Source organism: Microbacterium sp. 8M (genome assembly GCF_902506375.1).
Classification (GTDB): domain Bacteria; phylum Actinomycetota; class Actinomycetes; order Actinomycetales; family Microbacteriaceae; genus Microbacterium.
The window spans coordinates 47,530-59,772 of record NZ_LR733284.1 but is presented as its reverse complement, the minus strand read 5'-3'; the positions used below and the strand labels follow the sequence as shown (position 1 = coordinate 59,772).

General features: G+C 72.0%; 12 protein-coding genes. 3 read left to right on the top strand and 9 right to left on the bottom strand.

Annotation, left to right across the window (positions count from 1 at the left end):
* The first annotated feature begins 64 nt into the window (after nucleotides 1-64).
* On the top strand, nucleotides 65-1,813 hold the full coding sequence (locus AERO9AM_RS00290) for a sensor histidine kinase (protein ID WP_159574365.1): 1,749 nt from the start codon (nucleotides 65-67) through the stop codon (nucleotides 1,811-1,813).
* Entirely contained in the window at nucleotides 1,804-2,469 is a 666-nt protein-coding gene (locus tag AERO9AM_RS00285) for a response regulator transcription factor (protein WP_159574364.1), read from the top strand. Before AERO9AM_RS00290 ends, AERO9AM_RS00285 begins: the two co-directional genes overlap by 10 nt.
* 51 nt (nucleotides 2,470-2,520) lie before the next feature.
* On the opposite strand, the gene AERO9AM_RS00280 is transcribed toward AERO9AM_RS00285, so the two are convergent.
* On the bottom strand, nucleotides 2,521-3,738 hold the full coding sequence (locus AERO9AM_RS00280) for a serine hydrolase domain-containing protein (protein WP_159574363.1): 1,218 nt from the start codon (nucleotides 3,736-3,738) through the stop codon (nucleotides 2,521-2,523).
* A 188-nt stretch (nucleotides 3,739-3,926) separates the two neighbouring features.
* On the opposite strand from AERO9AM_RS00280, the gene AERO9AM_RS00275 reads away from it, so the two are divergent.
* On the top strand, nucleotides 3,927-5,240 hold the full coding sequence (locus AERO9AM_RS00275) for a serine hydrolase domain-containing protein (RefSeq protein ID WP_159574362.1): 1,314 nt from the start codon (nucleotides 3,927-3,929) through the stop codon (nucleotides 5,238-5,240).
* A gap of 123 nt (nucleotides 5,241-5,363) precedes the next feature.
* Here AERO9AM_RS00275 and AERO9AM_RS00270 read toward each other — a convergent pair whose 3' ends face one another.
* The 8 genes from AERO9AM_RS00270 to AERO9AM_RS00235 all read right to left on the bottom strand — a co-directional run bounded on the left by AERO9AM_RS00270 (nucleotide 5,364) and on the right by AERO9AM_RS00235 (nucleotide 12,237).
* Complete coding sequence (locus AERO9AM_RS00270; RefSeq protein WP_201298536.1) at nucleotides 5,364-5,945, bottom strand: carboxymuconolactone decarboxylase family protein; 582 nt, start codon at nucleotides 5,943-5,945, stop codon at nucleotides 5,364-5,366.
* Nucleotides 5,932-6,258 carry a hypothetical protein gene (locus AERO9AM_RS00265; protein ID WP_159574361.1) on the bottom strand — a complete coding sequence of 109 codons (327 nt, stop codon included), beginning with the start codon at nucleotides 6,256-6,258 and terminating at the stop codon, nucleotides 5,932-5,934. Before AERO9AM_RS00265 ends, AERO9AM_RS00270 begins: the two co-directional genes overlap by 14 nt.
* Before the next feature lie 175 nt (nucleotides 6,259-6,433).
* Nucleotides 6,434-7,048: an alkylhydroperoxidase domain protein gene (locus tag AERO9AM_RS00260; RefSeq protein ID WP_159574360.1), complete on the bottom strand. Its 615-nt coding sequence runs from the start codon at nucleotides 7,046-7,048 to the stop codon at nucleotides 6,434-6,436.
* 1 nt (nucleotide 7,049) lies between these two features.
* Complete coding sequence (locus AERO9AM_RS00255) at nucleotides 7,050-7,655, bottom strand: CMD domain protein (RefSeq protein ID WP_159574359.1); 606 nt, start codon at nucleotides 7,653-7,655, stop codon at nucleotides 7,050-7,052.
* Complete coding sequence (locus AERO9AM_RS00250; RefSeq protein ID WP_159574358.1) at nucleotides 7,648-8,799, bottom strand: putative FMN-dependent luciferase-like monooxygenase; 1,152 nt, start codon at nucleotides 8,797-8,799, stop codon at nucleotides 7,648-7,650. The genes AERO9AM_RS00255 and AERO9AM_RS00250 overlap by 8 nt, the downstream gene beginning before the upstream one ends.
* Complete coding sequence (locus AERO9AM_RS00245) at nucleotides 8,796-9,521, bottom strand: ABC transporter ATP-binding protein (RefSeq protein ID WP_201298535.1); 726 nt, start codon at nucleotides 9,519-9,521, stop codon at nucleotides 8,796-8,798. Before AERO9AM_RS00245 ends, AERO9AM_RS00250 begins: the two co-directional genes overlap by 4 nt.
* Nucleotides 9,518-10,438 carry an ABC transporter ATP-binding protein gene (locus tag AERO9AM_RS00240; protein WP_201298534.1) on the bottom strand — a complete coding sequence of 307 codons (921 nt, stop codon included), beginning with the start codon at nucleotides 10,436-10,438 and terminating at the stop codon, nucleotides 9,518-9,520. Before AERO9AM_RS00240 ends, AERO9AM_RS00245 begins: the two co-directional genes overlap by 4 nt.
* A complete protein-coding gene (locus AERO9AM_RS00235) occupies nucleotides 10,435-12,237 on the bottom strand; it encodes an ABC transporter permease (protein WP_159574357.1) in 1,803 nt (600 codons plus the stop codon). Before AERO9AM_RS00235 ends, AERO9AM_RS00240 begins: the two co-directional genes overlap by 4 nt.
* Nucleotides 12,238-12,243: the final 6 nt, after the last annotated feature.

The window sequence follows — 12,243 nt, the reverse complement described above, 5'->3', positions numbered from 1 at the left end:
GCCCCCGGGGCCGCCCGCACCGGCGGCGAGTCCGCCCGCGCCTCCCGCGCCCCCTGCCCCGCCGGTGTCGCCCGAACCGTCCGCACCGCCCCTCGCTCCGCCGCTGGGCGGGGGTGCGCACCCCGGCCACCCCCTCCCGGCCGCGCTCATCGTGATCGCCGTGCTCGCGCTGTTGCTGGGCCTGGTGGAGCTCGCCGTGGGGATGCGCAGCCCCGACACGCTCTGGGCGGTGGGGCTGTTCGCCGGGGTGTTCTGGATCTGGGTGGCCGCGGGGCTGCTGGCGTGGTGGCGCCGGCCGCACAACGCCATCGGCGTGCTGCTCGTGATCGGCGGCGTCGCACTGTTCCTGTCCGGTCTCGGCAACCTCGACGTCGAAGGGCTGGCGCTGCCGAGCGCGGTGTTCGCGACGAGCCCGCTGGCGATGACCGTGCACCTGCTGCACGCGTTCCCCTCGGGGCGCCTGCGCGGACGCCTCTCGGTCACCACGGTGGTGCTGGGCTGGATCGTCTGCCCGGTGTTCCAGCTGGCGCTCGTGCTCCTGTCCCTCACCGCACCCGCCGCGATGCCGGCGGTCGCGCTGGTGCAGACGGTCCTCGGGGTCACCGTCATGGTGCTCACGGCGGTCGTGCTGGCCCGGCGCCTCGCCGTCGCCGACCGGGACCACCGCCGGGTGCTGCTGCCCCTGTTCGGCTACGGCATCGTGGCGGTGCTGCTGCTGGCGTTCGCGCCCACGATCGTCGGCGCGCTGGGGTGGGATCCGGCGATCGGCGGGGTCGCGCAGCTGATCATCTCCGCCGCGATCCCCGTCGCGTTCCTGCTGGGAGTGCTGCTCGGCGGCTTCCGCCGCACCGGCGACCTGGAGCCGTTGAGCGCCTGGCTCGGGGCCACCGGGGCCGGAGGGCCCGCGGTCACCCGCGCCCTGGCCGCGACCCTCGGCGACGACTCGCTGCGCGTCGTGTACTGGTCCGAGGAGCGCGAGGAGTACGTCGACGAGACGGGCGTCCCGGTCGATCCTGCGCAGCAGGGAGCCGACCGCGGCTGGTGCGAGATCCGCGTCGGCCCGCGTCTGGTCGGGGCGATCGTCTACGACACCCGGCTGACCGCGGATCCGGCTCCGGTGCGGCGCGCGGGAGAGGTGCTCGCCCTCGCGATCGACCGGGAACGGCTCACGGCAGAGCTGCGCGCGAGCAACGAGGCGCTCAGCCAGTCCCGGATCCGGCTGGTTGAGACCGCGGACCGCGAGCGCTCCCGCATCGCGCAGGATCTGCACGACGGGATCCAGGTTCAGCTCGTCCTGCTCGCACTCGGCGCGCAGACCATCGCGAACGCACCCGACGCGAGCCCGGCCACGAGCGAGGCGTCGGCGCGGCTGCGGCAGGGCATCGATCAGGCCGCGGCGGATCTGCGCCGGCTCGTGCACAACGTGCTGCCGGTCACGCTCACCGAACGAGGGCTCACCGCCGCCGCCGAGGACCTCGTCGACCGGCTCTCGATCCCCGCGACGCTGGAGGCCGAGCTCGACGACACGGCGATCTCGTCGACGACTGCGCACACGGCGTACTTCATCGTCGCGGAGACGCTGACCAACACGGTCAAGCACTCGAAGGCGTCGCGGGTGCGCGTCACCCTGCGCGGGGACGCGGGCCGCCTGCACATCGACGTCCGCGACAACGGCATCGGCGGGGCGAGCCTGGATCGCGGCGCCGGCCTGCGCGGCCTGCTGGATCGGGTGGACGCGCTGGGCGGCCGGCTGGAGCTGCGATCGGATCCCGGACACGGCACCGAGGTGAGGGTGGAGCTGCCATGCGCGTGATCATCGGCGAGGACGAGGTGCTGCTGCGGGAGGGCCTGCGGCATCTGCTCGCGCAGGACGGGTTCGACGTGGTCGCCGCCGTCGGCGACGCGGAGGAGCTGCAGGAGCAGGTGGAGCGGCTGCAGCCCGAGCTCGTGATCACCGACATCCGGATGCCCCCGACGCACACCGACGAGGGTCTGCTCGCCGCACTGCGGATCCGCGAGGCGCATCCGGGCATCGCCGTCGTCGTGCTCTCGCAGTATGTGCAGCGGCGCTACGCGACCGAGCTGCTCGACCAGAACCGCGGCGGGTTCGGCTACCTGCTGAAGCAGCGCATCGCCGACGTGACCACCTTCACCGCCGACCTGCGCCGCGTCGCCGCCGGCGGCACCGCACTGGATCCGGAGGTCGTCGCCGTGCTCGTCACCCGGGCGAGCCGCGCGAGCGGCGCCGTCGGATCCCTGACCCCGCGCCAGCTCGAGGTGCTCTCGCTCATGGCGCAGGGGCGCAGCAACGCGCGGATCGCGAGCGACCTGTTCCTCTCCGAGAAGGCGGTCGTGCAGCACACCTCGCACATCTACACGGCCTTGGGCCTGCCCGTCGACGGCGACGACCACCGGCGCGTGCTCGCGGTGCTGCGGTTCCTCGCGTCGATCGCCGAGGAGTACCGCTGAGCGGGCACGGCTCCCGCGCGACAGCCCGTGGACGACCTCGACCTCGGATCGTCAGGATCCGTAGATGCTCTTCATGAGCGCCGTGGCGATCGTGGCGGCGGGCGGACGTCCGTCGGCGGCGGGAGCGAGGTTCGTCCAGACCACGATCGTCACCTTCTGCACGGGGTCGTACCCCATGAAGGAGTTGTAGCCGGGCAGCTCCCCGGTGTGGCCGTAGAGCGGCCCGATCTTCGCGATGCCCCAGCCGTACTGCGGGTCGGGCAGAGGAGGCAGCGGGATGGGCACCGGCTGCACGCTCGCCAGGCGCTCCTTCTGCAGCGAGGGGCCGAGCACGCCTCCCCCGCCGAGCGCCTCGACCCAGTGCGCGAGGTCGCGGATGGTCGAGATGCCCGCGCCGGCGGCGCCCGCCCACGACGGGTTGAGGTTCGTGGTGTCGCTCGGCAGCAGCGTGCCGGCCTTCGCCTGGGCGAGCTGATCGGGCGGCAGCTCGCTCGTCTGCATGGTGGCGACGTTGGTGGAGTACATGTAGCCGTGCGAGTACGGCTCGGGAAGGGAGGCGTCGTCCGCGGCCGGATACGAGGTCTCGCGCAGCCCGAGGGGCGTGAACAGCCGCTCCTGGAAGATCTCGGCGAGCGGTTTGCGCTCGAGCTGCTCCGCGATGAGGCCCAGCAGCACCGTGTTCGTGTTGGAGTACATCCAGTCGTCGCCGGGCGGGAACGCGGGAGGCTCGGCCAGCCCCATGGCCACGAGCTCCTCGGGGTTCCACGCCCGCTGCGGCTGCTCGTCGAGCGCCGTGTTGAGAGCGAGCGTGGTCGTGTAGTTCGCCAGCCCGCTGCGCATCGTCAGCAGCTGCTCGATCGTGATCCGGTTGCCGTTCGGCACGTCGGGGCGGTACTTCGCGACCTTGTCCGAGAGCGCGATCCGGCCCTCCTGCACGAGCTGCAGGATCACGGTTGCGGTCATCGTCTTCGTGTTGGATCCGATCCGGATGTGGTCGTCGAGGGAGACCGGCGTGGATCCGTGCAGCTGCGTCACGCCGAACACGGCCGTGACCTCGCCCTGCGGAGTGCGCACGAGCATCGCCGCACCGGGCACGCCCAGCTCGGTCGCGAGCTCGTCGAACTGCGCCTGCAGTGCGCCGGCGTCGGCGGTGATCGAGGCGGAGGGGGACGGCGGCCCCGCAGCGCCGCCGTCCGCGCAACCTGCGACGAGTGCCGCGATCGCGAGCAGTGCGGTGGACGCCGCACCTCGCCTGGTCCCTGCCCTCATCGCGACCCTCCTGAACGGTTGCACCGCACCGCTCGCGCGGTGCGGCCCCCCGGCTCTCGAGCATCCCCATGCGTGCTCCAGTCTCCCGGGGCCGGGTCGACGCCGGAATGGGTCTACGTCTATTCCTCGCGGCCGGAGCGCGTGCCAGAGTCTGAGTGGGAGAGGCCGATCGCCGGAGGGACACCGTCATGGTCACCGCACGTCTCGCGAAGCCGCTGGCGCTCGCGGCCACCCTGCTCCTGCTCGCGGGCTGCTCCGGGCAGCCGTCGACCGGGCCTACCGCGACCGGCAGCAGCACCCCGACCTCCACGGTGCCGGCCGTGTCGACCTGCGTCGCGGATCCGTCCGCCGTGGTCGCGCGCACCGCCGACCTGCCGACGTCCGAGCCGCCCGCGGACCTCGCGGCCGCGCTCGACACCACGGCGCAGGCCGCCTGGGCGCAGACCTCGGCGAAGGGCGCAGTCGTCGCGGTGCAGTCCCCAAAAGGGCTGTTCCTGAAGGCCTACGGCGTGGCGGACCCGGCCACCGGCGCTCCGATGACGACCGACATCTACCAGCGCGTCGGATCCATCACCAAGCCGTTCACGGGCACCCTGACGATGCAGCTCGCGGCCGAGGGGAAGCTCAGCCTCGACGACAAGATCTCGAAGTACGTCGACGGCGTGCCCCGCGGCGACGAGGTCACGATCCGGGAGCTCGCGGACATGTCCAGTTCCGTGACGAGCTACACGAAGGATCCGGCGTGGCAGAAGATCTTCTTCTCCGAGACGGAGCGCGTGTGGACGCCCGAGGAGCTGCTCAAGGTCGGCATCTCGCTCCCGCCGCAGGATTTCGCGCCGGGCACCGCGTTCGACTACTCCAACACCAACACGATCCTGCTCGGCTTCGTCATCCAGAAGGTGACCGGCAAGAGCTACCAGGACGTGCTGGCGGAGAAGATCCTCACCCCGCTCGGGCTCACGCACACGATCTTCCCGGCCGGATCCGGCACGTTCCCGGATCCGCACGCGCAGGGCTTCACCCTGCAGGGCGGGCACGGCACACCGGACGCCCCGGCGAACACGACCAACTGGAACCCGTCGTGGGGCTGGACCGCGGGCGAGCTGATCTCGAGCGCGCAGGATCTGCTGCGATTCGGCCGGGCGGAGGCCACCGGGGCGGGTCTCGTGCCGGCGAAGGCGCAGATCGAGCGTCTCACGTCGTTCCGCGAGTTCAACGGCCCCGGCAACGGCGGCTACGGCATCGGCTGGGGGTGCCAGAACGGCTGGGTCGGGCACAGCGGAGAGCTGCCCGGGTACAACACGGCGATGTTCTACAGCACCAAGGACGACACCACGATCATCACCATGGTGAACAGCGACATCCCCTCGGGCGGCTGCCCGAGCGATGCCCGCACCCTCACCGACAACCCGACGGATCTGCCCTGCAGCTCGCCCGCGACCCGCATCTTCCAGGCGCTGGCGCAGCAGCTGGGCACCCCGTTCGCCCCGCAGAAGAAGTAGGCGGCGCCCTCTCGGATCCGCGAGACATCACTTTCGGCATGAGACCTCACGTCTGCGGGCAGGTCTCATGCTGGATCTGGTTTCTCGCGGCTCCGGAAGCGGCAGGGGCCCTCCGGGCGAGCGTCAGGAGTAGCCGCGCCGCAGCAGCATGCCGGCGGCCCGATCGAACTCGTCCGCCGTCGGGATCTCGAAGTCGAGCGCGTTGGCGTTGCGGGTGATCACCGCGAACACCGCGGCGACCGCCGCCGCGTCCTCCAGCTGGGCGGCCGTGACGCCGGCGTTCAGCGCGGCGCGCGCATCCGAGGCCGACAGCCCGTCCGGATCCTTCGTCATCCTCTCGAGGAAGGCGAGGGTCGCCCGCAGCCGCTCGTCGATCGGCGCCGTGCGGTAGTCGGCGAGCACCGCGTCCGCGACCGCGGGGTCCATCCCGCGCACCGAGATCGCGCGGTGCGCGCCGACGCAGAACGGGCACGTGTTCCAGGACGCGACCACGGCGGCCATGAGCTCGCGCTCGGACACCGACCACGCGCTCGGCCCGCGCATCGCCCGCTGCGTCCAGCGCCCCAGCGCGGGGCCGGCGAACCGCCGGTCGTAGAACGCGACGCGGGCCGCGTCCGGGAGACGGTACCCGGCGACGCGGGAGATCGCCCGGATCAGCAGCCGGCGCGCGAGGGTGTCGCCGCGCTCGACCTCAGCGAGCCGCATCGCCGGCCTCGTCGATCGCGCGGATCGCGGCGTCCCAGCGGCGCAGCGCCGCGCCGATGCCCGCCGACATGACGACCTCGAACGCGCCGCGGTCCGACCCGGCCCGCTGGCGCGCCGCGGCGACCTGCTCGTCGGTGACCCGGTAGGAGGCGGCGCCGATCGTGCGGGCCAGCTCGGCGTACGGCGGCGCGAGGTCCGCCTCCCCGCCGGCGCCGATCCGCATCGCGTCGGCGGTCGCGCCGGGGTCGAGGCCCCGCGATACCGCGGTGCGCAGCTCCTCGGCCAGCTCCCGGTGATCCGCTGCCGTGCTCATGCCCTGAAGCTACTCCGGCACGGCGACACCGCAACCCGCCGCTGGGCGATTCGCCGACGCCCCCTCGGACCGCCCACGCCCCCTCGCATCGACGCCACCACGAGGGGGCGCCGACGCGGGGAGGGGGCGCCGACGCGGGTCAGCTCCCGGGATCCGGCCAACTCCCGGATCCGGCTCAGCCCTTGGGCGCGGGCGGCGTGGGCTCGCCGAGCGACAGCATGAGCCGGTTGGCCCAGTTGAAGAACGCCGCGCTCTGCACCACATCGACGATCGCCTGGTCGTCCAGGCCCGCCGCGCGCAGCGCCTCCACATGCGCGGCGCCGAACCGCGACGGGGTGGCCGTCAGCGCCGCGGCGGCCTCGATGATCGCGGTCCAGCGCTCGTCCTGCTCGCCGTCGATGCCCTCGTCCAGCAGCCGCTGCACGTCGTCGCGGCGCGAGGGCGCCTGGATCGTGGCGAACCGGGAGTGCACCGAGGCGCAGAACAGGCAGCCGTTGACGCGCGACGCGGCGGCGGCGGAGACCTCCCGCTCGGCCCGGCCGAGGCCGGCATCGGTGTTGTAGAAGATGTCGTTGTCGGCGCGGGTGCGCGCCCCCAGCACGACGGGATCGCGCACGAGCAGGCGGAAGTACGGGCTGGCGGCACGGGAGCGCTCGACGAGGGCGGTGTAGTCGTCCTCGGTGAGCTCGGCCTCGGGCTTCGGCTCGAGCCACGGCACCCAGCCGAGCTCCTCCTGCGTGAAGACGTGCGGCGGGGTCACCTCGGGGTGACGCAGAACCTGCTCGGCCATGTCAGATCGCCTCCTTGCCGACGATGAGATCCTTGAGCACGCTGAGCCCCGCTATCACGCGGAGCTGGAAGTGGGTGAACGCGACGAGCTGCGACACGGTGACGACGCCGTCGGTGCTCCAGCCTGCGTCGAGCAGGTTCTGCAGGGCGTCCGGGCTCGCGTCGCGCGGCCGGTAGGTGAGCAGGTGCGCGTGCTCGAGCGCCGCGGCGAGCCGCTCCCCCACGCCGTGGCGCAGCTCCGGGCGGGCGACCCAGTGCAGGCCGTCCTCGTCCTCGACGCTCAGCGGCCCCTCCGGGTACGAGCCGTACGGCCCGGTCGTGAGCGCGCCGGGCAGCGCGTCGTCGATCGCCGACCGCACCGCCGGGTCGACCGCATCCAGCAGCGCGCGGTAATGGTCGGCGAGGCGGTCGGCACGACTCAGGGACGCCACCCAGTAGCCGATGGCCGCCCGTTCCGCCGCCGTCGCCCTGGTCAGGTCGGCAGGTGCCGTGATGAGCCCGTCATAGGTGGCCTGGGCGTCGCTGCGGGCGACCGGGCGCTTGGCGCGCAGCGCATCGAGCGGGTCGCCCGGCGCGATGCCGACGAGGTCGTCGATGAGATCAGACATGGCTCTCCTCTGCGATGGTCAGGGTGTCGTCACCGGTTGCTGAGCCCGTCGAAGCACTCGAAGCGACGTCCGGACCCTTCGACGAGCTCAGGGTCCGGCCTTCGGATCCTGCCGGGCTCCAGCCGAGCGCCGGGGCGACCTCGGCGGCGATGAGCTCGAGGGAGCGCAGCAGCACTTCGTGTGGCGGGTCGACCGGGTGCGACTGGAACACGATGTCGGTGGCCGAGGTGAGCACGTGGTCCTGCGAGAGCTCCTCGATGATCCGCGCCGGCGTCCCCACGTGCAGGTCGAACAGGATCCGCAGCTCCTCGTCGCTCGCGTCGTCGGGCACGTGGATGCCGAGCGCCCGGGCGGAGGGCAGCGACCGCTCGATACCGCGCCGCACGAGCCGGGCGGCGTCGGCCTCGTCGTCCACCACGACCAGGCCGCGCGAGGCGAACGTGCGCGGTGCGACGCCGGACGGCAGGGCCGCCGTGTACGCGTCGATCACGAGCCGCTGAGTGTCGGCGAGCGCGGTGACGCCGGATCCGACGGTGTGCGGCTGCGACTTCGACAGCATGAGCCCGGATCCTGTCGCGCCGATGCGCGCCGCCCCCTCGGGCGAGAAGGTGGCCTGCCAGAGGGTGTCGAGCACCTCGGGCGCCGCGGGATACAGGCTGCCGCCATCCGCGGTGAGCTCGTCGCCGCGCAGGGCTTCGCGCAGGCGCTCGAGGTGGCGGGCGTAGATCGCGCCGCGCTCCTTGGGGTCGTGCCCGAACGGCGGGAACGAGCTCGGGGTGCCGCCGCTGCCCACGCCGAGCTCGAAGCGTCCGCCCGCGAGCAGCGACAGCACGGCCGCATCCTCCGCCACCCGCAACGGCTCCTCGAGCGGCAGCGTCACGATGCTCGTACCGAGCACCAGGCGCGTGGTCCGGGCCGCGGCGTGCGCGAGGAACACGAACGGCGAGGGCAGACCGCCCTCGCCGGCGTGGAAGTGGTGCTGCGCCACCCACGCGGAGTCGAAGCCGAGCCGCTCCGCGGTGCGGATCTGCTCGAGCGCCAGCCGGTAGCGCTCGGCGGGCGGGGCGTCATCGAGCACCCGCGTGAAGAACCCGAGCCGGGGTCGTGCCGAAGACGCGCGTTCCGCGCCGGTTGCTGCGGTCATGAGCCGCTCCTTCCGAGATAGGCCTCCTGGATGCGGGGATCGTGCAGGAGCTCCTGCGCGGATCCCTCGGCGACGATCTCGCCCGTCGCCAGCACGTAGCCGCGCGACGCGATCGACAGCGCGAGCTCGGCCTGCTGCTCCACCAGCAGCACGGCCACCCCGAGCTCGCGGTTGAGCCGTGCGATCTCGTCGAGCACCTGGTCGACGAGCTTGGGCGAGAGTCCCATGGTCGGCTCGTCCATGCAGATCAGCCGCGGCCGGCTCATCAGCGCGCGGGCGAACGCGAGCATCTGCTGCTCGCCGCCGGAGAGCGTGCCCGCCTCCTGGCGGCGCCGCTCGGCCAGGCGCGGGAAGTGCTCCCGCATCCGCTCGATGTCCTCCGCGATGCCCGCGCGGTCGCGGCGGGTGTACGCACCCGCGTACAGGTTCTCGTCCACGGTCATCTGCGGGAAGACGCGTCGCGCCTCGGGCACGCTCGCGATGCCGGCCCGCACCCGCTTGGCCGTGGACCGATGCGTGATGTCGGCGCCCGCGAACGAGATCCGCCCGTCCTTGACCCGGTTCAGGCCGAGGATCGACTTCATCGTGGTGGACTTGCCCGAGGCGTTGCCGCCGAGCAGCGACACGATCTCGCCCTCGCCGACCTCGATCGACACCCCGCGCAGCGCGTGGAAGGGTCCGTAGTAGACGTTCAGGGCGTCCAGGCTCAGCAGCGCCGTCATGCGGATCCCTCCTCGGCGGAGTCCGCGAGATCGCCGCGTTTCGTCTCGGTCTCGCTGCGCTCGTCCTCGCTCAACGAACCCGGGGCTTCCCGGCGCCGGCCGAGGTAGGCCTCGATCACCGCCGGGTCGTTGCGCACGCTCTCCGGATCCCCGGACGCGATGATCCGGCCGCCGTCCATGACGATGACCCGGTCGGAGACCGTCATCACGAGATCCAGCTTGTGCTCGACGAGCAGGATCGCCTGCCCCGCGGCCTTCAGCTCTAGCAGCTGCGCGAGCACCTCGGCGGTCTCGGACTGGTTCATGCCGGCCGTCGGCTCGTCCAGCACGAGCAGCTTCGGCTGCAGTGCGAGCGCCCGCGCGATCTCGGTGCGGCGGCGGTTGGCGTAACTGAGCGTGTACGCCGGGTCGTTGCGCCGCGGCCCGAGCCGCGCCTCGAACCGGTCGACCTCGAGGTCGACGACCGCGTCGATCTCGCCCCGCTCCCTGCGCGCCGCCGGGGTTCCGAAGATCGCCACGAACAGCTCGGCGAGGAGGGGGATCCAGCGCAGCAGGAACACATGCGAGAGCCGGCGGAACGGCCGGTGGGCCCGCAGCTGCGAGTGGATCCCGACCTCGATGTTGTCGGCGACCGAGAGCGTCGCGAACACGCGCCCGTTCTGGAAGGTGCGCGCGATGCCGTGCTCGGCGATGTCCACGGTCTTCGCGTGGTCGATCCGGGTGCCGTCGAGGGCGATCGTGCCGCCGTGCGACGGGATCGTGCCGGTGACGAGGTTGAGCGTGGTGGTCTTGCCGGATCCGTTCGGGCCGATGATCGAGACCACCTCGTGCGGCTGCACCTGGAACGAGACGCCGTCCACGGCGCGCACGCCCTCGAAGTGGCGCTGCAGATCCTTCACGTCGAGCAGGGCGGTCATGAGTTCCTCACCAGGACGCCGCCGGGCCGGAAGCGCACGACGAGGATGAGCACGAGGCCGTAGACGATGATCCGCCACTCCGGCGTGAACCGGAGCAGCTCCATCGCCCCGATGAGCACGACCGATCCCACGACCGCGCCGTAGGGCAGGCCCACGCCGCCGAGGATCACGATCGTGACGACGAGCAGCGACATCAGCATCGTGAACATCGTGGTGTCGATGTACGTGTACTGATGGGCCAGGAGGGATCCGCCGATGCCGGCGAAGAAGGCCGAGATCGCGAAGGCCAGCGCCTTGTAGTCGCGCACCCGCACGCCGGAGGCGAGCGCGGCCACCTCGTCGGATCCGACCGAGGCGATCACCGTGCCCAGGTGCGATCGGCGGATCCGCCACATCACCAGCAGCGTGAGCACGAGCACCACGAAGTCGATGAGGTAGTACGCGAGCGGCGTGTTCAGGTCGATCCCCGCGATCGACGGCACGGGGATGCCGTACACGCCCTGGGGCACGAGCAGCTGGATCACGGCGACGATCGCGATGCCGAGCCCGAGCGTGGCGATCGAGATGTAGTGGCCCTTCACTCCCCAGATCGGCGAGGCGAGGACCGAGGCGATCACGGCCGCCCCGATGCCGGCGATGGGCAGCGCGAGCCAGAACGGCAGGTGCAGGTGCACGCTCAGCAGCGCCGAGAGGTAGGCGCCGATCGCGATGGGCCCGGCCTGGCCGAGCGCGAGCACGCCGGCCTGCCCCGCGGTGACCGTGAACCCGGCGGCGATGATGGCGTAGATGAGCACCTGGGTCCCCGTGGTGAGCACGTAGGTGTCGGCGAGCACCGGCACCAGCACGCCCAGCACCACGAAGCCGGCGATCCACACCCAGCGCGGGATGCGCAGCGGGCGCCCCTTGCCGAGGAACGTGCCGGTGAGCGGCTCGGTCGAGATGAGCGGCACCTTGCCGAGCAGGCCGCCAGGGCGCACCACGAGCACGACCAGCAGCACGACGAAGACGATGATCTGGCGCGTGGCGTCGCCGAACCAGTAGATGCCGAACGCCTCGAGGATCCCCAGCACGAAGCCGCCGATGACGGCGCCGACGAGGGATCCGAGTCCGCCGAGGGCCGCGGCGACGAACGCCGTCATGCCGATGTTGAGCCCGGAGACGGGGTTGACGACCCCGATGTACAGCGAGAAGAAGATGCCGGCGAGGCCGCCCAGGGCCGAGGCGATCACGAAGGAGATGTTCTGCACGGATCCGACCGGGATGCCCATCTGCAGGGCCGCCTCCTGGTCCTGCGCGGTGGCGCGGATCGCGCGACCGGTGCGGCCGTACTTGAGGAACAGCGACATCGCGATCATGACGACGGCGGTGACGCCCAGCATCACCAGATCCGAGGTGCCGAACCGCATGTTCCCGATGTGCAGGTTCGCGGTGGGCAGCACCTGCGGGAACGAGCGGAACTGCGCGGAGAAGGCGAGCTGGGATCCGTTGTCCAGGATCTGCGCGACCGCGTAGGTGGACAGCATCGCGGCGAGCGGCAGGTACTTGGCGAGCGGACGCACCACGGCGAGGTTGATCACCAGGCCCAGCACCGCGCAGATCGCGAGCACCAGCGGCAGGGCGATCCAGAACGGCTGGTGCAGCTGCGCCACGAAGAACCACGCCAGCATCGCGCCGAGCCCGAAGAAGGAGAACTGCGCGAAGTTGACGACGTTCATGACGCCGAAGACGAGAGAGATGCCGACCGCTCCGAGGGCGTAGACGTTCCCCCGGAGCAGGCCGGCGATCAGAGTATCGAGCATGGAGGC